This is a genomic window from Pseudomonas sp. NBB (assembly GCF_032701105.1).
GTDB classification, from domain to species: domain Bacteria; phylum Pseudomonadota; class Gammaproteobacteria; order Pseudomonadales; family Pseudomonadaceae; genus Aquipseudomonas; species Aquipseudomonas asiatica.
The window spans coordinates 3,704,016-3,724,111 of the sequence record NZ_CP103994.1 but is presented as its reverse complement, the minus strand read 5'-3'; the positions used below and the strand labels follow the sequence as shown (position 1 = coordinate 3,724,111).

The window sequence follows — 20,096 nt, the reverse complement described above, 5'->3', positions numbered from 1 at the left end:
CCGAAACTTCAACCTTTCGAAGGCTTCGCGATGGCGCCGACGCGACGATAGACCCGCTCGGTAATTCCCTCTTTCGAGTGGCCCAGCAGCAAGCTTGCATCAGTCAGATCGTTGATTTCGGATGCGGCTTTGGGTCGGATGTCCCTGAACTGGAACTGAGCAATTCGGTTTGCAAGTTCGGGCTGCTTATTGCTTATTGCCTTCACCCGCGCTGTCTCCCTGGCGTCCTGCCAGCGGTTACGTAACATCTCCCACGACAATCGCTTGCCGTTGCTGTTCAGGATGAAGAACGGCGAAAGGTGCTCACTATTTCGGCGCATGATGCGCTCCAGCAGAGTACCCAGGCTGTTGTTCACGCCATTCGTCTGCAGCATGATCCGAAGACGCTTCCCTGTCTTGCCCTGGCTCACCAGCAGATAAATCCCCTCAATATCGTCCCTTCGCATTGAAAGCACATCTGCTGGCCGCTGGCCTGTGAGATATGCCAAGTCCATAGCGTCTTTCAATTCTTCCGACGCTTCCTCATACACGGCCTTCCACACAGCTTCGTTGGCGTAATAGTCGCGAGGTTTCTCTTTGTTCTTGCGTACACCCAGGCAAGGGTTATCCCTGGTGGTGAGCCCCCATTCCCTTGCCGTGTTGAAAACATGGGAGAGCAGGGCGATTTCCCTGTTTGCCCTGGTCTTTGCCGACCGCGAATCGCGGTACTGGGCAATCATGGCCGGCGTGATCGCATCGATGGGCGCTGAGTCGAATACGGCGCGCAACTGCTTGAGCTCGTAGATGTTGTCCTTCTGGGTCCTGGCGGCCTTGCCCGGGATGATCTTGCGCTCGTACTCGTCGAAGATTCCCTTCATCGTCTTCAGCTCGGCGGGAGTGGCCTTGGCTTCAAAGTCGGCCCACTTCAGCTTGGCCTGCACCAGGTCGGTACCGAGTGGGATTTCCTTGCCGGTTTGGTCGCGATAGTAGTAGCCGACCCATGTGTTGCCATTTTTCCTGGTGCGCTTTCGCCGGTACATGCCCGGCGGCAGGTCGCGGTTCTCGGTACTTCTGGGTCGCATGTCACTTTACTCGGGAGAAATCAGGGGTCCAGGCCGGTGCTGGGGGCGGGGCTGCAGCGACAGGCACGGTGTCGATCACCACGCCGCTCAGCTTCTGTCGGGCGTACTGGCGGCCAACCAGTGGCCGGCCGCCGCGGCTCTCGACAAAGTGCCAGCCTTTTTCTGTGAGCCAACGGCGCTGCCACGCCCGGGGTTTGTAGCCGGTGATCGCCACCAGCTCTTCGTCCGAAAGGATCTCGGTTTCCATGGGATGGTCTCCACGCCGCCGGTGGCGGCAGGTTGGTGGTCAGGCCTTGGCCGGGAACCACTCGTTGTCATATTCGAACTGGCTGACCAGCTCGACAGAGATGTGGGGGATCTCGCGTTCAAAGCGCAGCGTGCCGTAGTGACGCTCGGCGAAAGCCTTTGCCTCCTCGACAAAGCTCTCCTTGAATATCCGCACCAGATGGTCGGCCGCCTTCTCAAAGTCCTCCTCGCGGTAGTTCTCCTCGACCAGGGCGCCGCGGCAGATGCGCCACACGCAGCGTTTCGGCTGGGCTTCAGCTGCCTGGATCTTCAGGGCCATCTGGTCGCGGGCGTACCGCAACTGGTCAAGGGTAAGGGTTTCCACCCACTGGTCAGTTCCGATCCGCATGGTGTGGCCGTGCTCGCACTTTATTTCGGGCATGGGGTGATCCTCGCCCGCGCATGTCGGCGGGCTTGAGTAGTGGGTGGGTGATTAGGGTTCGGTGATTGGCGCGGGGATGGCTTGGGCCTTCCACTCTGGATCGATCTTCCAGGCGATGCAGGGCGGCTCGGTTTTGCTCTTGTAGCCGGCTAGCCAGTAGAAGCCGCTGTGTTTGGATGTCCCGCAAATGCTGCAGGTGTGCCAGCTACCCATGCCGCGCGCCGAGAATGGCTGGTACCGGTGGTTGTTCACCGTGGGCCTCGGTAGATCAGGTAGGCCATGTACATCAGGGGCAGGATCATGGCTGCACCTCCTTCGGCGCGTCCCAGGCAGCCATCTTGCTGTCCACATCCTTCTCGCAGAGCCAGTGATGTTCGCGTAACCACAGGTACCGGTCGGCGTTCTTGCGCAGCGCCTCGTTCTCAGCCAGCAGCGATTCGACGCCTGTAGCCAGGGCTCGTGCTGTACGTCGATGACGTTCTCTTGGGGCTGTGGTGCTGCGCTGGCGCCGGTGGCCAGCAGCAGGAGGCAGAGGGCGAGGCGGGTCATGCCGCCACCTTGTGGCGGATCCACACGCAAACAGGGCCGTCTTCGGTGTCGTGGATCGAGAAGGTGAACCAGCCATCACCGACCGGCTTGCTTGGCTGCCAGGGCGTGCAGTCATAGTCGCCGCCGGCGTCGAGCCATTCCGCATTCAGTTCTTCCGGGCCGTCGTTTTCCATCTCGATCACGCAGTACTCCAGGCCTTGGTCACCGAACCAGCTGAACGGAAGTGCGCATTCGTCGCCGTCGTCTGGCCAAGCCGGGTGGGTCCAGAAGCCGTATTCATCGCGCTCCACCTGTAGCGGCTGGATCAGTTGCTTTTCTTCAGGCATGACATACTCCTGCCGATTTATCGGAATTATTTGAAAGTGATGGGATTTAACTGGGGAACCGGCAGTCCACCGTATGAGCCGTTGAAGCTGATAGCTCTGTCATCCATCCGTGAGGTGAGCTATATGCCCAACGCAAAGGAAAGCCATTACCAGGCTTATCTGCTTCTCAGAGAGCTCGATGCTCAAATTGCTGCCACGATGAACCAGATCGCCTATGGGCGAATGAATGGGATCGAATGGGAAAAGACCTGCAAAGCCCACCGAATCGCCTTCGATGAGTGGATCAAATTCGCCGATATACGGGCCGCTGAAGGAAAAGATTCAGTTTCAGAAAGCCATAACGACGACTGACTGGCCGATGGCTATCGACAATTCTCCTCGCCGCGATATCGCGGCAGTGAATAGAGGGGAGAGGGGTTGCAGCGGAGTGGAGTACAAATGTGCTCCTGTCATCGCTTACGGTACGTCTGGGTCAATGCGCTGTTGACCACATGCCCGCGCCGCAGCACAAGATTGGCCAGTGCTGCACGATCCTTCAGGCTATGGCTGGCCTGACCAAGCAGGCCGAAGTAGCTGTTGGCCGTCTCGAGCAGGTTCTCTGCTGGCACTGCAGCCGTTCGCTTCATGGCCTGCGCCACTGACTTCTTGCGAGTGGTGCGCCGCCATGGATTGATCACATGGCCGACGAAGTCCACGCCACGGTCAATTGGCTGCAGGATGGTCTTCGAGGGGTTTAACCTGACGCCCAGGCTGGGCAGGAAGTCCTCGATCTGTCGGAGCCAGTCATTCAGCTGCTGCGGCGACTCATGCAGCAGCACGAAGTCGTCGACATAGCGAATGTAGTGCTTGGCCTTGAGCATGCACGCAAGAAACTGGAAGAGGTCACCAGCCGCGCTACTGCTGCTGAGTCTGCTGCTGGCGGGCTGTACGATGAGATCGCCCGACTGCGCGCCGGCCGCCGAGCCACCTGCGATACCATCGCTGCCCAGCAGCGCCAGGCAGGAACCTCTGCCGTCGTGGTGCTCGGGGGATTGCTTGAAGAGTCTGACCGAATGGCGGGCAGCTGCGCAGCAGCGCTTGAGAGAAGCCGAATAGCCGGCCTGGCTTGTGAGGCGGTGATCGACGGTTTTGGAAAGTTCTCTCCATAGCAAGGAAGCAGGGAGGCAGAAAAGCGCCCTAGCCACCTATTGGAACCCAGAAATTACAGCGGATTGGACCCATGAGCCGAGCCGCGTACGCAATAAAATGCGTCTGTGTTTACGAAAGCGCTTATGGAGTATGTATGACTCGTATGAATTGGTTTGAAAAGTCTCCCGGTGCAGCAAAAGCGCTGACCGGTTTACACCACTATGTAACCACCGGAACGAATCTACCTCCGGAGTTGATACATCTGGTCTTCCTTCGGGTATCACAGATCAATGGTTGCGCGTTCTGCATCGATCTTCACTCTCGTGACTTGATCAAAGGCCGCATGCCAGTTGACAAGGTGCTGCTAGTCGCGGTTTGGCATGAGGCGGAACACTTATTCTCTGATCTAGAGCGCGCTGCATTGAAGTGGGCAGAAGAGGTGACCAATGTGGGAGAAACCCATGTTTCGGACGAGGCCTACGCTGCCGCCTCCGCGGTCTTCAACGAGCGAGACTTGGTGGATTTGACTGCCACGATTGCTGCAATGAACGCTTTCAACAGGATGGGGGTTACGTTCAGACTCAAGCCTGCCGCGAAGGGGTAGCTGTCAACCGCCTAACCCTGCGAAGGAAGTCGCCAAGGTGGAGCTCGGTTTTCCGCCTTATCGGGGTGTGAAGTCAGGGTCAATTGTAGCCGCATCGCCTCGATCCACTGAATAGCGGGCACTGGGGCGAAGCAGTGCTGCGGCCACGGACGATCAAATGCTGCGTGTTACGCCGCCATCGACCCTGATGTTCTGCCCAGTGATGTAGGCCGCGCCTTCGCTAGCAAGGAACGCAATGGTCGCAGCGATTTCTTCGCTGGTGCCGTAGCGCTTGAGCGGCACGCTGTCGCGGCGTTGCTCGGTGCTCGGCAAGCTGTCGATCCAGCCAGGGAGGACGTTGTTGATGCGCACGTTATCGCCGGCGAAATTGTCGGCGAAGATCTTGGTGAACGCGGCAAGGCCCGAGCGGAATACCGCAGAAGTCGGAAACAGTTCGCTGGGTTCGAACGCCCAGGCAGTGGAGATGTTGATGATCACTCCGCTCTTCTGACGCTGCATGTAAGGCGTCACCAGCCGAGTCGGGCGAATGACATTGAGCAGGTAAGTATCCATGCCCTTGTGCCAATCCTCGTCGCTGATTTCCAGGATTGGCGCGCGTGGACCATGGCCGGCGCTATTGACCAGCACATCGATACGGCCCCACTTCTCCACGACAGCGTCGACCAGGCGTTGCAGGTCTTCAACCGACTGGTTGCTACCGGTTACACCAATACCGCCGAGTTCGGCAGCCAACGCCTCGCCCTTGCCCGAAGAGGAGAGAATCCCAACCTTGAAGCCTTCGGCGGCCAGGCGTCGTGCTGCCGCAGCGCCCATGCCGCTGCCACCTGCCGTGATAATCGCAACTTTTTCTACTGGCATGCTGCCTCCAATCTCTCAATGCTGATTTTTCAGGTGCATTCACCTTAGCAGCAGCCCCATTGGTGAGGGAGACAGCTAAACTTCACTATTACGATAGATTAACTATCGGCAGCTTGTTGCTTGAGCCAGCGTTGGACCACGCTCAACGAGTCCGGCTGTTTCATCTTGCGTGGCCAGACCAGATAAAACGACTTGTCGATCCTGAGTTGCTGGGGAAAAACCTGCATCAGCCGGCCTGCGGCAATGTCATCACCGACGAACGCAGGGCTGGCCAGGGCAATGCCCTGGCCGCTGATTGCCGCTTCAATGGCTAATGAGGTCTGATTGAAACGCAGGTTTCTGGCCGTGGGCTGCATGTGTTGTGGGAACAGCTCTGCAAGGAACTGAGGCCAGAAATTATGGGCGTCGTGCAACATGACGAAATCCTGCAATTGCGCAAAGCTTGCAGGTATTTCGCTGCCTTCGAACAGCTTTGGGCTGGCCACCGCAACGATTAGCTGCTCCATCAGCAGTTCGCTATTCAAGCCCGCTCCGAACTCGGGCTTGCCATAACGGACAGCGATATCAACACCATCGGTGCTGAAGTGCGACAGCCGATCGGTTGCCAGCACACGCAAATCGATGTCTGGATGACTCTGCGCAAAATTGCCGAGCCTGGGAATCAGCCATTTTGAGGCGAAGGTAGGTGTAACGCTGACTGTCAGGTGAGAAGTCTGTGGCCGAAGCAGGCGTGTTGCCTCGTCGATCATGGCCAGCGCACTTCGAATGCTCCCGCTATAGCCCAGGCCTGCATCAGTCAACGCCAAACCGCGGGGTAGGCGTTCAAACAAACGCAGATCCAGGCTCGCTTCCAGCCCGCGTATCTGCTGGGCAACTGCCGCCTGGGTCACACCCAGTTCCTCGGCAGCCACACGGAAGTTCAAGCGGCGAGCCACCACTTCAAAAACACGCAACGCGTTCAGCGAGGGCAAATCAGGGAAACCGTCTGGCATGGCAATGAAAATTCTATCGAGTTGTGCAGTTTTTCTGTTTCTCTGATGCCTTCACAAGGTTGATAACCTGATCGGGCTCGAAAGATTCACTGTGCCGAGGCTACTCCCCGAAAATAGCTAAAGAAACCCATGCCAATCGAAAGCATCGCTTGGCTAGCTTGCTGAAACGTTTCTTCGTGTCTATAAAGGGGAACAACTCCAAGAAAGGCAACCTGTTATGCCCCTCCTCAAATTCTTCGTTGCACTTGGCGCCCTGACTGCGGCTTCCAACACCATGGCCTGGGATTACGTTCTGCTCGACACCGACAAAGCCGCCCAGAACTGGCAGATCACCAGCCAGCAACTTGGTGTAAAAACCGAAAAGCCCTTCAGCGTTACCTTGCGCACCTTGCACGGCGGTCGGCAAGAGGGTGTCAGCATCGTCGACATCGATAACGGTACGATGAAACTTTCGGTCGTGCCGACCCGTGGAATGAACGTCTTGCAGGCGTCGGTCGGCAATGTGCGCATGGGCTGGGATTCGCCGGTCAAGGAAGTGGTCAACCCGTCCTTCATCGACCTCAACGGGCGCAATGGCCTGGGCTGGCTGGAAGGTTTCAATGAACTGGTCACCCGCTGCGGTTACGAATGGGTCGGCCACCCTGGCGTCGACAACGGCGAACTGCTGACCCTGCACGGTCGGGCTGCCAACACTCCTGCGAACCAAGTCACCCTGCACATTGATGAGAAGCCCCCTTACGCCATTACCTTGCGTGGTGTACTGAAAGAGCAGGCATTCAAGAAAGTCGACTTCTCCGTCGTGACCGAACTGGTCACCGAACCCGGCAGCGTGAAGTTCGCCCTCAACGACACCTTGACCAACAACGGTGACTATCCGAAGGAATACCAGGCGCTTTATCACAGTAACTTCAGCACCCCGTTTCTGGAGCAGGGCGCTCGTTTTGCCGCGCCAGTGAAGCAAGTGTCGCCATTCAACGACAAGGCAAGGGCAGATCTGCCCGACTGGCAAACCTACCGAGCGCCGACCAAGGACTATGACGAAACGGTTTACAACGTGGTGCCGTATGCCGATGACCAGGGCAATACATTGACCGTGTTGCATGACAAGGCTGGCAATCTGGGCGTTTCGGTCGGCTTCAATACTCGGACATTGCCTGTATTTTCCCTGTGGAAAAATACCGATACACAAGGCCAGGGTTATGTGACCGGGCTCGAGCCGGGGACGAGTTTTTCCTACAACCGCCGTTACCAGCGGCCACTGAACCTAGTGCCGACAATCGGGCCGAAGGAACACAGGCAGTTCCACATCAGCTACAGCTTGTTGGCGGACAAGGTGGCAGTGGACAAGGCCTTGAAACAGGTTGGCGAGATACAAGGTGGGCGCGAAACCGAGGTGCGGCAGACGCCATTGGTTGATCTGACCAAGGGGTAACGCCGACCAGGGCATGTCGGCCCTGTCGACTAGTCAGATCTATCAAGTTGTTGGGTTCATACCTATGCTGAAAGGCTGCTTTCGACCCACGGCGGACACTGATCCAAAGCTCTGTAGTCAGTACCGGCCTCATCGCCGGCAAGCCGGCTCCCACAGGAATATCACCAGCCTTCAGGCATGCGCTGTACCTGTGGGAGCCGCGCTTGCCGGCGATGGGCCGCGAAGCGGCCCTGGTTACAGATTTCCGCTATGGGTCGATAGCTGTCTGTCGCCTACGGCCCTAGGATCCATCGCCCGCCGCTCCGCCCATTCAAACGCTAGCCTTCAGGCGGGGATATCCCACAAACGAATTCATCCGATCCCAGGCGGTGCGAGCCGAACTCCACAACATAGCCTGCCCCGCGGCGCACCGCCTCGGCCCTGGCGGTCCTCTGGTCGGCAAACACATCGACGAAATGCCAGGGATGCCGGTCTCTCAGTACGCCCCATCCAAGTACCCAGCCGTCGTTGTCCGGGTCGGGTGGCAGGTTTTTCGCCAAGCTGCGGATGCCCATACGTTCACTCCGATGTGCTAGCCAGTCTTCTGCTTGCGAACCGACTACAAACCACGACTTGGATAAAATCGTGTATCAAGCATAGCGCTTACCTGAAACCAGGACCTAAGGCGCGCCCATTTCAGGGTAGTGTGCGCTGCACCAATAGCCAGCGCACATGGGTCATCACCCCTCGAACTGAATCACCATCCGCCCTTTGATCTTGCCCTCCAGCATCTCATCGAAGATCTGGTTGATATCCTCGATCGGTCGCAGAGTCACCTTCGGCACCACTTTCCCTTCCGCCGCAAACTGGAAAGCTTCCTGCAGGTCCTGGCGGGTACCGACCAGCGAGCCGATCACTTCGATACCGTCCAGCACCAGGCGAGGGATGTTCAGGTTCATGGCTTCCGACGGCAGGCCGACCGCAACCAGGCGGCCACCCGCACGCAGGGCGTCAACGGCCGAGTTGAAGGCAGCCTTGGCAACGGCGGTAACCACGGCGGCATGGGCGCCACCGGTCTTGGCCTGGATGACCTTGGCGGCATCCTCGGTGCGTGAGTTTATGACCAGGTCAGCGCCCATCTCGCTGGCGAAGCGCAGTTGCTCTTCGTTGACGTCGATGGCGATCACTTTGGCGTTGAAGACGTTCTTGGCATATTGCAGGGCAAGGTTGCCCAGGCCGCCGAGGCCGTAGATGGCGATCCATTGGCCGGGGCGGATGTTGGAGATCTTCACCGCCTTGTAGGTGGTGACGCCGGCGCAGGTAATACTGCTGGCGGCAGCGGAGTCGAGCCCGTCGGGCACTTTGACCGAGTAGTCGGCCTTGACGATGCAGGCTTCGGCCATGCCGCCGTCCACGGTGTAGCCGGAGTTCTTCACTTCGCGGCACAGGGTTTCGTTGCCGCTGTTGCAATACTCGCAATGCCCGCAGCCCTGGTAGAACCAGGCCACGCTGGCGCGGTCGCCCGGTTTGAGCGAGGTGACGCCTGGCCCTACTGCCTGGACCACGCCGATGCCTTCGTGACCTAGCACCACACCGGTCTTGTCACCGAAGTCGCCATTTTTCACATGCAGGTCGGTGTGGCACACACCGCAGCATTGCATCTTCAGCAGCGCTTCACCGTGCTCGAGGGGGCGCAGGGTTTTCTCCACCACTTCCACGCGACGGCCTGGTGCAACAACAGCAGCTTTCATACGAGCCTCCGTATCCTGTTCCGAATGGGCTTGCTTATCGCCGGCTAAGCATAGCCCTGGGCCGATACGGTAAAACTGCCTCAGGTCATGGTCAGAGGCACTGTGCATGCCACAAAAAGAAAAGCCCGCGGCAACGATGCGGCGGGCTGTAGGAACATAGGGAGCAGGTTCAGTGTGCCCAGCGGGATGTCAGCATTTTGTGAAGCTCAGGTGATGGACTTGTCATGCATGGCTCAGCTCGAGGGTGGCCAGCATGGGCCGGGTTCCATGTGATTTCACTGCACTGGACGGAGGGGGAGTGGCAGCAATAAAAAAGCCCGCCGGGTATGGCGGGCAAGCAACGTTTGAAGGGAGAGCCTGCAGCTTGGGTCTGGCCGGTTAACCCAGCATTAAGCGGTAATGCATTGACCTGTGCAGCCGATCCGCCTATACAGGCCTGCCACCAGCCCAGGAGTCAGCATGCGCGACGAAGATGACCTGCACGAACCCGAACATGATCACCTGCTTGATCACGAATTCCTCTACGACGACACTGAAGCAGAAGCCGATGCCCGAGGCGTCGAGGATGACATCGAGGAGGACGAAGAAACGCTGGATGACCTTGATGAAGAAGAGCGTGATCACCCAGCCTGGTTCGACGACCGCGAAGACGACTGACTCAGCGCCCGTCCACCGAAAAACGCCCGGGGCCGCTTACCGCCAGTAACAACATGCCGCCCATGATGCTGAGGTTTTTCAGGAACTGGGTCATGTTGGCGCTGCGCTCAGGGTCGACCATGTTCCAGAACGGGTGGCCCAGCAGCGCCGTGCCCAGCACGAACAACGCAAACAGGAAGGCCAGAGGCCGGGTGTAGAAACCGAGGATCAGCAGTATGCCGACGGCGAATTCCATGAGCACGGCTACTGCCGCTGCCAACATGGGGGCAGGAGCGCCCAGTGAAGTCATGTAGCCGACCGTGCCTTCGAACCCGGTCAGCTTGCCCCAGCCAGACAAGACGAACAGGATCATCAGCAGCACACGGGCAATCAGGATAATGATGTCGCGTTGACCATCGAACAGGGAGTAGCGCATGGCGGCGTTCCAGTGGACGGGTTCAAGCTCCACTCTAGCAGCTGCGCAACACCTTGCAGGCGGGCAGCAAAAAGGCGCCGCGAGGGCGCCTTTTGCGAAGAAATTTGGTGCGAGTGGCGGGACTCGAACCCGCAAGGCTCACGCCGACAGATTTTAAGTCTGCTGTGTATACCAATTCCACCACACTCGCACGCTTGAAGGGGCCGTAACGACCAGCTCGCTTCTAAGCAGAAGGGCTTCGCAATCAAGCGCGCTTTATAACCCATTGTTATAGTTGAGTCAACCACAGCGCCTATGATCAACAGAATGAAGGGTCGATCGAATGGGCAATTGACACCTTGCTGTCATTACGCCACTGTTGCCCTTTTATTGGATCCAAAGAGTGTGCGGTGATGACTCTGTCCGATACTTCCGAGCGTATCGTGCACCCACGGCTGTTGTGGCGACTTTTGTTCGTGCTGGTCGTCGTGCTGGCGGCATTTCTCTACCTGAGCCTGATCAGCCTGGGTGGTTATCTGTTGATGCTGGGGTTCGATGCCGAACACTCTCAACCGCAGCGGCTAATGGCCCTGACCGGTGGCGGGCTTATCCTGTTGGTCGGCTTGTGGCTGCTGAAAGTGGCGATGCCTCGGCGCATCAGCCCTGTGCTGGTTGAGCCTGGGCGTTGAACCTCGCAATGTTTTCCCTCCTGCTGTGCCGGTGGAGTTCGCATGGTCTCAGCTGACTGTCTCGATCACCCTGTCATGCCTGCCCACCGCTATGAACAGCTGGTTCAGTCGGTGGTGGATTACGCCATTTACATGCTTGATCCTTCCGGCCATGTGGTGTCGTGGAACGCAGGCGCGCAACGTATCAAGGGGTACCGTGCCGATGAAGTGATCGGCCAGCATTTCTCGTTGTTCTTCACTCCGCAGGATTGCACCGAGGGCCGCCCGGAGCGCTTGCTGCGCCAGGCGCTGGAGCAGGGCGTGGCGCAGGATGAGGGCTGGCGCGTACGCAAGGATGGCACGCAGTTCTGGGCGCTGGCCGCCCTGGATGTGATTCGCGATGACCAGGGCCAGATTGTCGGCCTGGCCAAGGTGACCCGGGACATCACCGACCGCCGCGAGTCGGCGCTGCAACTGGACGCGGTGCGCGCCCAGCTGTTCCAGGCACAGAAGCTGGAGGCCCTGGGCCAGTTGACCGGTGGCCTGGCGCACGACTTCAACAACATGTTGACCATCATCATCAGTTCGGCGCGCCTGGCGCTGGCCACCCAGGACCCGGCACGCGCCCAGCGCATGCTGCAGCATATTCTCGATGCCGGGCAGCGGGGCACCGAACTGACCCAGCAGCTGCTCAGCTTTGCCCGCCATCGCAAGCTTGATGTGACTTGCGTCGCCCCGGCGAACCTTGTTGCTGCGACCCGTGGTCTTCTGGAGCATGCGCTGCCTGGTTCGATCGACCTGAAGGTGCTGTTGCAACCGGATCTGCCCCTGATCGAGGTGGATGCCGGGCAATTGCAGATGGTGCTGCTCAACCTGTTGTTCAATGCCCGCGATGCCATCACGGGGCAGGGCCGGATCGGCTTGACCGTCGATGTGGTCGAACTGACCGGCGAGGTGGAGGGCCTGCACGGCGGGTTTGTGCGTTTCGAGGTCGAAGACAGCGGCGAGGGCATCGCGCCAGCGGTACTGCCGCGGATCTTCGAACCATTTTTCACTACCAAGCCCTTTGGCAAGGGGACTGGCCTGGGCCTCAGCCAGGTGTATGGTTTTGCCAGGCAGAGCGGTGGTGCCATTTGCGTCGACAGTGAGCCCGGCCGGGGAACTTGCATGCAGCTTTACTTGCCAATCTATCAGGGCCAGACGGACAGCCAACTCGACAGGTAGAACACCATGGCACAGGCACTCAGGCGGCTGGTGACGGGGATCGATGGGCTCGATGCGTTGCTCCAGGGTGGCCTGGTGGCTGGCGCGTCCTACATCATTCAGGGCCCGCCGGGGGCTGGCAAGACCATCCTCGCCAATCAGCTGGCCTGCGGGCATGTGCGCGGTGGTGGCCGGGTGCTGGTGGCCACGTTGCTCAGCGAGTCGCACGAGCGGCTGTTCCAGTACCTGGCGACCCTGGAGTTCTTCGACCCGGCGCTGGTCGGTGATCCGATCCAGTTCGTCAGTGCCTTCGATACCCTGGAGCAGGAAGGCCTGGACGCCGTGGTACGGCTGCTGCGTCAGGAAATCGCCCGCCAGCAGGCCAGCCTGCTGATCGTCGATGGCGTGCTAAATGCCCGGGTGCGTGCGGAAACCGCGCTGGATACCAAGAAATTCGTCTCTGAACTACAGGGCCATGCGGCCTTTGCGGGCTGCACCGTGCTGCTGCTGACCAGCGCCCGGCTGGAAGAGGGTAGCCCGGAGCACACGATGGTCGACGGGGTGATCGAACTGGGCGAGCAACTGTTTGGCAGCCGCGCCGTGCGTCATATCCAGCTGCGCAAGACGCGGGGCAGTGCGGCGTTGTCGGGGCGCCATGAATGCCTCATCGATGAAACCGGCATGCATGTGTACCCGCGCCTGGAGTCACTGTTCAGCCACCCCAGCCAGGCGGGCAGCGCCACCTTGGAGCGCATCGGCAGCGGGGTGGCGACCCTGGATGAAATGCTCGGTGGCGGCCTGGCCACGGGCTCGGTCAGCCTGCTGATCGGGCCCTCGGGTATTGGCAAGACGTCATTGGGCCTGGCATTTCTCGGTGCCAGCAGCCTGCAGGCGCCGGGGCTGCATTTCGGCTTTTACGAAACGCCGGAGCGCCTGCGTATCAAGGCCGCTTCGCTGGGTTACGATTTTGCAGCCATGGAGCAGGCTGGCATCCTGCAGCTTTGCTGGCAACCGACTACCGAGGGCCTGCTGGACCAGGTCGGTGCGCGCCTGCTCGAGCGGGTCGAAGCGCAAGGCAGCAAGCGCGTGCTGATCGACAGCCTGGGGGCGTTCAGCCGCCTGGCCATCGACCCGGCGCGGCTCAATGCGTTTTTCCGCGCCTTGGTCGGCGAACTGCGCGCGCGCGATGTCAGCGTGATGCTGACCTGGGAAATGCGCGACATTTTCGGCGCGGAAATCAGCGCCCCAGCCCCGGACCTGTCGAGCATCGTCGACAACTTGATGCTGATGCGCTTCGTCGAGCTGGATTCGCAGCTGCGGCGCATGCTGTCGATCCTCAAGGTGCGTGACAGCCACCATGACCCTGCCTTGCACGAGCTGCTGATCGGGCCGCAGGGCATTACCCTGCGCAAGGCGTTCGAAGGTGCTTGCGGTGTGCTTTCGGGAACGCCGGTGCCGCAGGGAAGCGGGTGACGGGGCGGGCGATGAACACCATCCTGATCGTCGATGACGAGTACCTGATTGCCGACATTCTCGGTTTTGCCCTGGAGGACGAGGGTTTTCTGGTGGAAAAGGCGAGCAACGGCTGCAAGGCGCTGGAGGCCCTGAAGGAAAAGCGCGTTCAGCTGGTCATCACCGACTACATGATGCCACTGCTCAACGGCGAGGAGCTTGTGCGCTCGATGCGTGAAGACCCGGCTTTGAGCGAGTTGCCGGTCATCCTCATGAGTGGCGCGCAGGCCAATCAGGGATGCCCGGAACTGTTCGCCGCGGTGTTCGACAAACCGTTCGACATGGACTGTATGATCGCCAAGGTGCACGAACTGCTAGGCACCTGAAGCGCGGGGCGATCAGGCGCGTCCGTGCGGCTTGAGGCAGGTCGCTCAGTGCGAGTCGTCGTGCTTTTCCGGGGCCGGGCTGCCGGCCTGGATACGCTTGAAAATCTCTTCTCGATGGACCTGGACGTCTTTCGGTGCATCGATACCGATCCTCACCTGCATCCCTTTGACGCCCAGAATGGTGACTTTGATGTCATCGTTGATGACGATGCTTTCGCCAACCTTGCGGGTGAGTATCAGCATGTAGTTCTCCTTGGTGATGTAAAAGTCCGTCGGGCTAGTTGCCACGGCGGCGGGAGCTTGTCCCTCTTCCTTCTCATTAAAGACGCTTTCGGCGGATAGTAATTCCCCGACAGACAAATTCTGTTGCGTGTCTTCAGTCGCAGGTGCCGAAGCAAACCGCCAGCGGTTTGTCGGCCAAGGTGCTCGGTGGCAAGAATAGGGGGCTTGGCGGCCAATGGGAAATTTCTTCGCATCATGGTCTGAATAGACCGGGTTAATGGTCATCCTGTTCCTCGAGTGCCTGAAGAAATAACAGCAAGGCTACTTCTTCACGGTCCAGGCCTTTGCGCACACGGTTCTTCGGCAAGTTGGCCAGGCGCCCCAGGGCATAGTGTTCAAGTACAGCCGGGTGAATGTAGCAGCGCCTGCACACTGCCGGTGTATTGCCCAGGCGTGATGCTACCTGGCGGACGATGGCGGCGACCTGGCGCTTGGCTTCGCTCTCGGGCTCCCAGGCCAAGGGCCTCAGCAGGTCCAGGGCGAGGCTGCTACCGGCCCAGGTGCGGTAGTCCTTGGCGGTGAAGTCGGCACCGGTCAGCTGCTGCAGAAACTGGTTGACCTCGCTGGAGCCGACGCTATGGCGCTGGCCGTCGTCGTCCAGGTACTGGAACAACGCTTGGCCGGGCAGCTCCATGCAGCGCTTGAGCAAGTTGGCCAGGCGCCGATCGTTGAGGCTGACGTTGTGCTCGACGCCGCGCTTGCCGCGGAACTGGAAGCGGATGCTGCTGCCCTTCACCTCGACATGGCGGTTGCGCAGGGTGGTCAGTCCATAGGACTGGTTGTCACGCAGGTAGCGCTGGTTGCCGATGCGGATCAGGGTGTGGTCCAGCAGGCTGATCACCAGCGCCATCACCTTTTCCCGGTCCAGGCCTGGCCGGGCAAGGTGGTCGTGCAGCTGTGCGCGCAATTTCGGCAGGGCCTGGGCAAACGCCAGCATGCGCCCGTACTTGTGCTGGTCGCGTATTTCGCGCCACTGCGCGTGGTAGCGGTATTGCTTGCGGCCACGGGCATCGCGACCTGTGGCTTGCAGGTGGCCTTGCGGGTCGGCGCAGATCCACACCTCGGTATAGGCCGGGGGGATTGCCAGTGCAGCGATGCGGGCAAGGGTATCGCTGTCGCGCACTCGTTGGCCGTCGGCATCCAGGTAGATGAAGCGCCCTCTCCAGCGCCTCCGGGTAAGGCCCGGCTGGCTGTCGTCGACGTAGTGCAGGGTGCGCGGCAGGGGGCAGTCAAGCATGGTTGGCAGGCCTCGATCAGGTCACTGATCAATGGACACCAGCGACGTGGCCGATGCTCAGCCCAGCAGTGCCACCGACTTGATCTGGGCAAACAGCACCTGGCCCGGGTGCAGGCCGAGCTGGTCTGCCGAGAAGCGGGTGATGCGCGCGAGCAAGGCGTTGCCGCCAGCATCCAGGCTGACCAGTACATGGGCCGGGTTGGCGGCCGGGCGGCTTTCGCGCACGCGCACCGGCAAGCGGTTGAGAATGCTCGAAGTGCTGTCGGCTACCAGGGCCAGGCTGACGTCACGCGCCTGCACCTTGACCCGCAAGGTGCTGCCCATCACCTGGGCAGGGTGGGTGATACGCAACAGCGGCCCGTCGTTTCCGGGCAGGCGCAGGTCGAGCAGGTCGTAGTGCGCGTCGTGTGCCACCACCAGGCCTTCGAACACCACCCCGGCATCCTCGCCCTCGGCCAGCGACAGGTCGAGACGGGCCAGGGTGTCGCCGATCGGGCCGCTGGCCACTGCCTGGCCTTGCTCCAGCAACACCAGGTGGTCGGCCAGCCGAGCCACTTCCTCCTGGGCATGGCTGACATATACCAGCGGGATGTCCAGTTCGCCATGCAGACGCTCCAGGTAGGGCAGGATCTCGCGCTTGCGCGGCCCGTCCAGTGCAGCCAGCGGCTCGTCCATCAACAGCAGGCGCGGGCTGCTGAGCAGGGCGCGGGCAATGCCTACCCGCTGCGCCTCGCCACCAGACAGGGTCGTCGACCGGCGTGCCAGCAAGTGGCCGATGCCCAGCAGTTGGCAGGCCTGGTCTAGGCTGACCTTGCGCTGGGCAGCGGCCACCCGGCGCCAACCGAACTCCAGGTTGCCGCGTACCGACAGGTGCGGGAACAGGCTGGCCTCCTGGAACACGTAGCCTACCGGGCGCAGGTGTGGTGCCAGGAAGAAGCCGCGGGCGCTGTCTTCCCAGATTTCGCCGTTGACTTCGATGTAGGCGCTGCCGGCCCGCTCCAGCCCGGCCAGGCAACGCAGGCAGCTGGTCTTGCCAGAGCCGGAGTGGCCGAACAACGCACTGATGCCGCGGCCGGGCAGGTGCAGGTCTACGTCCAGGGTGAAGTCGTCGCGCGCCAGTTTCAGGCGCGCCACAATCGATGTGCTCATTTCAGCTCCAGCCAGCCTTGCCGCGGCGTCCTGCGTACAGCAGGAGCAGTACCAGGAACGAGAACACCAGCATGGCACCTGCCAGCCAGTGTGCTTGCGAATAGGCCATGGCCTCGACATGATCGAAGATCTGCACCGAGACCACGCGTGTCTTGTCGGGGATGTTGCCGCCAATCATCAACACCACGCCGAACTCGCCCACCGTGTGGGCGAAACCGAGGATGCTGGCGGTGATGAAGCCTGGGCGGGCCAGCGGCAGCACTACGTGGATGAAGGTGTCCCAGGGGCTGGCGCGCAGCGTTGCGGCCACTTCCAGCGGGCGCTGGCCAATGGCGCCGAAGGCATTCTGCAGCGGCTGGACCACGAACGGCATGGAGTAGATCACCGAGCCGATCACCAGGCCGGTAAAACTGAACACCACGCTGCCCAAACCCAGCGCCTGGGTCGCCTGGCCCAGCCAGCCATGCGGGCCGAGGGCGATCAGCAGGTAGAAACCGATCACTGTGGGTGGCAGTACCAGCGGCAAGGCCACCACCGCGCCCACCGGCCCGCGCAGCCACGAGCGCGTGCGCGCCAGCCACCAGGCGATGGGCGTGCCGACGATCAGCAGGATGAGGGTGGTCATGCTGGCCAGTTTCACGGTCAGCCAGATGGCACCCAGGTCACTGGCATCCAGTGGCATCAGATTTCATAACCGTAGGATTTGATCACTGCCGCGGCTTTCGGGCCTTTCAGGTAGTCGACCAGGGCCTTGGCGGCGGGGTTGTCCTTGCCTTTTTCAAGGATTACCGCGTCCTGGCGGATGGGTTCGTGCAGGGACGAGGGAACGATCCAGGCCGAACCGCTTTCGACCTTGCCGTCCTTGTAGATTTGCGAAAGGGCGACAAAGCCCAGTTCGGCGTTGCCGGTGGATACGAACTGGAACGCCTGGGTAATGTTCTGCCCTTCGACCAGCTTGGGCCAGGTGGCTTCGGTCAGCTTCAGCTTGTCCAGCACCTGGGTGGCGGCCAGGCCGTAGGGCGCGGTTTTCGGGTTGGCAATGGACAGGTGCTTGAACTGGTTGTTCTTCAGCACTTCGCCGTTGGCGTCGACATAGCCGGGCTTGGCCGACCACAGCGCCAGGGTGCCGATGGCGTAGGTGAAGCGTGAGCCTGGGGCAATTGCGTTTTCCTGCTCGAGCTTGGCTGGGGTGCTGTCGTCGGCAGCGAGAAATACCTCGAACGGCGCGCCATTCTTGATTTGTGCATAGAACTGGCCGGTGGCGCCATAGGCAGCGACCAGCTTGTGGCCAGTGTCTTTCTCGAAGTCCTTGGCAATGGCCTGGATAGGGGCTGTGAAGTTCGCTGCGACCGCGACCTGGACTTCATCGGCCCAGGCAGTGTTGAAGGCAAGCAGGCTGGCCAGGGCGGTGGCAGCCAAGTGGGGCGGGCGGATACGCATGAAGACAGCTCCTTGGGGCTTATCGTTATATCCTTAACTATATAGCGATAGGCCGTGGGCCGGGAAGGGGGCAGGATGATGCATGGCCAGGTCCGGCCCCTTCGCGGGCTTGCCCGCACACAGTACTGCGCAGCATTCAAAATCAGTGGTGAACCTGTGGGAGCGGGCAAGCCCGCGAAGAGGCCGAACCTGCTTATGCAGACGCCTGGCGGCCGATCACTGCCAGCGCCTTTTCGGCAATCTCCCGGGTCAACTCACCCGCCGCCATATGCCTGCCCAGCCGCAACGCCTGCCCCGACCACAGGTTGCTGAAATCGCTATTGCCCTGCGGATCTGTAATCGCCCGCAAAGGCATCAAGGCCCCGCCGGCCAGCGGGAAGTGCGGGGCCAAATCGCTCATCGGCCCCAGCTCGCGCATGATGCGGTTGTTGATGCCACGCGCCGGTCGGCCGGTGAACAGGTTGGTCAGCGCCGTGTCGCTGGCAGGTGCGCTGTCCAGGGCCTGGCGATGCGCCGGCGACACCTTGGCCTCGGGGCAGAACAGGTACGCCGTTCCGATCTGCACTGCCGAAGCACCCAAGGCCAATGCCGCCAACAGGCCGCGGTGGTCAGCAATGCCGCCAGCGGCAATCACCGGCACGCTGACCGCATCGGCCACCTGTGGCACCAGCGCGAAGGTGCCGATCTGGCTGGTGATATCGTCGCTGAGGAACATGCCGCGATGGCCGCCCGCCTCATAGCCCATGGCAATGATCGCATCACAGCCGTGATGCTCCAGCCACACGGCTTCCTCTACGGTTGTGGCGCTGGACAGCACCTTGGCACCACTGGCCTTTACCCGTTGCAGCAGGTTGGCATGGGGCAGGCCGAAGTGGAAGCTCACCACCTCCGGGCGCAGTTGCTCGACCAGCTGGCAGTTCTGTTCGTCGAAAGGCGCCCGGTTGGACACCGGCGTGGGCGCCGTGAAGTCGGCACCCACTTCGCTGTAATAGGGCTGTAGCGCCTGCTTCCAGCGTGCATCGCGCTCGGCATCGGGCGCTGGTGGCTGGTGGCAGAAGAAGTTCAGGTTCAACGGGCGGCCCGGGCAGCCGGCGCGGAAGGCGGCGATCTCGGCGCGCACCTGGTCGGCCGTGAGCATTGCGCACGGCAGGGCGCCCAGACCGCCCGCCAGGCCCACGACAGTGGCCATGCCCGAGCCCGTCGCACCGGCCATGGGGGCCTGCAGAATGGGCAACTCGATACCCAGCAGGTCGAGGATGCGGCGGTCGGGCCAGTGGCTCATGCGATTCTCCTTGCGCGGGCGGGCAGTACGGTGGGGCGGGTGTTTACAAGGCTTTGCTGACCTGGATGTCGCTGATCTTCTCGGCGTCTTCGCCGTGAATCTTGCGCAGGGCTTCCAGGGCTTGTTCAAGGGAGGCGTCGGGCATCAACGCGAAGTCCCAGCGGCGCTGGCCGTCGAGCTTGTACTTGATGACGTACTTGGTGGTCTGGGTCATGGTGGCCTTATCTGAGTTTCGACGATGAACGACGGATGATCTTGATCTTGTGGGTCAAGGTTGGCTTGCGGGTAACCGAGATCGGGCGGGTGGTCACGGTATCGATGGTGATGTTCCAGAAGCCGGTGCTGGGCACGGTGATCTTCGCCGGGAACTTGTCGAAATGGCCACCGTGGTAGGTATGACGACCGCCGTTCTTGAAGCTGCGGAAGTTGGCGTCGTTCATCAGGCGGATATTGCAGCGCTGGGAGCACTCGATGACGACGATATCGTCCTCGTTCAGGTGCTCGCGCTGGTGTACGAATTTCATGTGATGCTCCGCAAGGATTGGTTCTGCAAAGGCGAAAGATACCACGATGTCGGGTTACACTGCCGCGCTGTTCCG

General features: G+C 60.8%; 25 protein-coding genes, 1 tRNA gene and 2 pseudogenes. 9 read left to right on the top strand and 19 right to left on the bottom strand.

Going from position 1 to position 20,096, the window contains the following annotated elements; translation table 11 throughout:
• Positions 1-8 precede the first annotated feature (8 nt).
• The 4 genes from NY023_RS17420 to NY023_RS17405 all read right to left on the bottom strand — a co-directional run bounded on the left by NY023_RS17420 (position 9) and on the right by NY023_RS17405 (position 2,603).
• Complete coding sequence (locus NY023_RS17420) at positions 9-1,061, bottom strand: tyrosine-type recombinase/integrase (protein WP_013973206.1); 1,053 nt, start codon at positions 1,059-1,061, stop codon at positions 9-11.
• 1 nt (position 1,062) lies between these two features.
• Entirely contained in the window at positions 1,063-1,308 is a 246-nt protein-coding gene (locus NY023_RS17415) for a DUF4224 domain-containing protein (RefSeq protein ID WP_003251051.1), read from the bottom strand.
• A gap of 39 nt (positions 1,309-1,347) precedes the next feature.
• Complete coding sequence (locus NY023_RS17410; RefSeq protein WP_023662813.1) at positions 1,348-1,728, bottom strand: hypothetical protein; 381 nt, start codon at positions 1,726-1,728, stop codon at positions 1,348-1,350.
• A 545-nt stretch (positions 1,729-2,273) separates the two neighbouring features.
• Positions 2,274-2,603: a hypothetical protein gene (locus tag NY023_RS17405; RefSeq protein WP_023662811.1), complete on the bottom strand. Its 330-nt coding sequence runs from the start codon at positions 2,601-2,603 to the stop codon at positions 2,274-2,276.
• Between the two features lie 123 nt (positions 2,604-2,726).
• On the opposite strand from NY023_RS17405, the gene NY023_RS17400 reads away from it, so the two are divergent.
• Positions 2,727-2,954, top strand: a complete 228-nt coding sequence (locus NY023_RS17400) for a hypothetical protein (protein ID WP_023662810.1) — start codon at positions 2,727-2,729, stop codon at positions 2,952-2,954.
• Between the two features lie 98 nt (positions 2,955-3,052).
• On the opposite strand, the pseudogene NY023_RS17395 reads toward NY023_RS17400, so the two are convergent.
• Positions 3,053-3,460, bottom strand: a pseudogene (locus NY023_RS17395) (RNA-directed DNA polymerase); the annotation flags it as partial.
• Between NY023_RS17395 and NY023_RS17390 the strand changes: the two are divergent.
• Positions 3,458-3,751: pseudogene (locus NY023_RS17390) on the top strand (DUF2514 family protein); the annotation flags it as partial. The pseudogenes NY023_RS17395 and NY023_RS17390 overlap by 3 nt on opposite strands.
• 134 nt (positions 3,752-3,885) lie before the next feature.
• Positions 3,886-4,335 carry a carboxymuconolactone decarboxylase family protein gene (locus tag NY023_RS17385; RefSeq protein WP_013973203.1) on the top strand — a complete coding sequence of 150 codons (450 nt, stop codon included), beginning with the start codon at positions 3,886-3,888 and terminating at the stop codon, positions 4,333-4,335.
• Between the two features lie 153 nt (positions 4,336-4,488).
• On the opposite strand, the gene NY023_RS17380 is transcribed toward NY023_RS17385, so the two are convergent.
• Together NY023_RS17380 and NY023_RS17375 are read right to left on the bottom strand one after the other, a co-directional pair.
• A complete protein-coding gene (locus tag NY023_RS17380; RefSeq protein ID WP_013973202.1) occupies positions 4,489-5,193 on the bottom strand; it encodes an SDR family oxidoreductase in 705 nt (234 codons plus the stop codon).
• A 98-nt stretch (positions 5,194-5,291) separates the two neighbouring features.
• Positions 5,292-6,185 carry a LysR substrate-binding domain-containing protein gene (locus NY023_RS17375; protein WP_013973201.1) on the bottom strand — a complete coding sequence of 298 codons (894 nt, stop codon included), beginning with the start codon at positions 6,183-6,185 and terminating at the stop codon, positions 5,292-5,294.
• A 217-nt stretch (positions 6,186-6,402) separates the two neighbouring features.
• Between NY023_RS17375 and NY023_RS17370 the strand changes: the two genes are divergently transcribed.
• Positions 6,403-7,617: an aldose 1-epimerase family protein gene (locus NY023_RS17370; RefSeq protein WP_013973200.1), complete on the top strand. Its 1,215-nt coding sequence runs from the start codon at positions 6,403-6,405 to the stop codon at positions 7,615-7,617.
• Positions 7,618-7,934: 317 nt separating this feature from the next.
• On the opposite strand, the gene NY023_RS17365 is transcribed toward NY023_RS17370, so the two are convergent.
• Positions 7,935-8,171 carry a hypothetical protein gene (locus NY023_RS17365; RefSeq protein ID WP_013973199.1) on the bottom strand — a complete coding sequence of 79 codons (237 nt, stop codon included), beginning with the start codon at positions 8,169-8,171 and terminating at the stop codon, positions 7,935-7,937.
• A 165-nt stretch (positions 8,172-8,336) separates the two neighbouring features.
• The gene (gene adhP, locus NY023_RS17360) at positions 8,337-9,347 is read right to left on the bottom strand and encodes an alcohol dehydrogenase AdhP (RefSeq protein WP_013973198.1); all 1,011 of its coding nucleotides are present in this window, start codon (positions 9,345-9,347) and stop codon (positions 8,337-8,339) included.
• Between the two features lie 459 nt (positions 9,348-9,806).
• On the opposite strand from adhP, the gene NY023_RS17355 reads away from it, so the two are divergent.
• Complete coding sequence (locus NY023_RS17355) at positions 9,807-10,004, top strand: hypothetical protein (protein ID WP_013973197.1); 198 nt, start codon at positions 9,807-9,809, stop codon at positions 10,002-10,004.
• A 1-nt stretch (position 10,005) separates the two neighbouring features.
• Here the strand turns inward: NY023_RS17355 and NY023_RS17350 are convergent, their stop codons facing one another.
• Positions 10,006-10,419 (bottom strand): DoxX family protein, encoded by a 414-nt coding sequence (locus tag NY023_RS17350; protein ID WP_015270882.1) that lies wholly within the window; start codon positions 10,417-10,419, stop codon positions 10,006-10,008.
• Positions 10,420-10,524: 105 nt separating this feature from the next.
• Positions 10,525-10,609: transfer RNA gene (locus NY023_RS17345), tRNA-Leu, on the bottom strand.
• Positions 10,610-10,811: 202 nt separating this feature from the next.
• On the opposite strand from NY023_RS17345, the gene NY023_RS17340 reads away from it, so the two are divergent.
• Genes NY023_RS17340 through NY023_RS17325 form a run of 4 tightly spaced genes read left to right on the top strand, consistent with a single transcriptional unit; the run spans position 10,812 to position 14,107 of the window.
• Positions 10,812-11,087 carry a hypothetical protein gene (locus tag NY023_RS17340; RefSeq protein ID WP_044047089.1) on the top strand — a complete coding sequence of 92 codons (276 nt, stop codon included), beginning with the start codon at positions 10,812-10,814 and terminating at the stop codon, positions 11,085-11,087.
• A 42-nt stretch (positions 11,088-11,129) separates the two neighbouring features.
• Entirely contained in the window at positions 11,130-12,290 is a 1,161-nt protein-coding gene (locus NY023_RS17335; RefSeq protein WP_031325628.1) for a two-component system sensor histidine kinase NtrB, read from the top strand.
• Positions 12,291-12,296: 6 nt separating this feature from the next.
• On the top strand, positions 12,297-13,742 hold the full coding sequence (locus NY023_RS17330; protein ID WP_013973193.1) for an ATPase domain-containing protein: 1,446 nt from the start codon (positions 12,297-12,299) through the stop codon (positions 13,740-13,742).
• 11 nt (positions 13,743-13,753) lie between these two features.
• On the top strand, positions 13,754-14,107 hold the full coding sequence (locus NY023_RS17325) for a response regulator (protein WP_013973192.1): 354 nt from the start codon (positions 13,754-13,756) through the stop codon (positions 14,105-14,107).
• Between the two features lie 45 nt (positions 14,108-14,152).
• Here the strand turns inward: NY023_RS17325 and csrA are convergent, their stop codons facing one another.
• From csrA to NY023_RS17285, 8 genes are all read right to left on the bottom strand, one after another.
• Positions 14,153-14,350, bottom strand: a complete 198-nt coding sequence (gene csrA / locus NY023_RS17320) for a carbon storage regulator CsrA (RefSeq protein WP_004375914.1) — start codon at positions 14,348-14,350, stop codon at positions 14,153-14,155.
• Positions 14,351-14,603: 253 nt separating this feature from the next.
• Entirely contained in the window at positions 14,604-15,626 is a 1,023-nt protein-coding gene (locus tag NY023_RS17315; protein WP_013973191.1) for a DNA topoisomerase IB, read from the bottom strand.
• Between the two features lie 57 nt (positions 15,627-15,683).
• Positions 15,684-16,775 carry a molybdenum ABC transporter ATP-binding protein gene (gene modC / locus NY023_RS17310; protein ID WP_038409937.1) on the bottom strand — a complete coding sequence of 364 codons (1,092 nt, stop codon included), beginning with the start codon at positions 16,773-16,775 and terminating at the stop codon, positions 15,684-15,686.
• A gap of 1 nt (position 16,776) precedes the next feature.
• On the bottom strand, positions 16,777-17,457 hold the full coding sequence (gene modB / locus NY023_RS17305) for a molybdate ABC transporter permease subunit (RefSeq protein ID WP_013973189.1): 681 nt from the start codon (positions 17,455-17,457) through the stop codon (positions 16,777-16,779).
• On the bottom strand, positions 17,457-18,215 hold the full coding sequence (gene modA / locus NY023_RS17300) for a molybdate ABC transporter substrate-binding protein (protein ID WP_013973188.1): 759 nt from the start codon (positions 18,213-18,215) through the stop codon (positions 17,457-17,459). Before modA ends, modB begins: the two co-directional genes overlap by 1 nt.
• A 193-nt stretch (positions 18,216-18,408) precedes the next feature.
• Positions 18,409-19,497, bottom strand: a complete 1,089-nt coding sequence (locus NY023_RS17295) for an NAD(P)H-dependent flavin oxidoreductase (RefSeq protein ID WP_013973187.1) — start codon at positions 19,495-19,497, stop codon at positions 18,409-18,411.
• Positions 19,498-19,540: 43 nt separating this feature from the next.
• On the bottom strand, positions 19,541-19,711 hold the full coding sequence (locus NY023_RS17290) for a hypothetical protein (RefSeq protein ID WP_013973186.1): 171 nt from the start codon (positions 19,709-19,711) through the stop codon (positions 19,541-19,543).
• Between the two features lie 7 nt (positions 19,712-19,718).
• Positions 19,719-20,021 (bottom strand): DUF1883 domain-containing protein, encoded by a 303-nt coding sequence (locus tag NY023_RS17285; RefSeq protein WP_013973185.1) that lies wholly within the window; start codon positions 20,019-20,021, stop codon positions 19,719-19,721.
• Positions 20,022-20,096 lie beyond the last annotated feature (75 nt).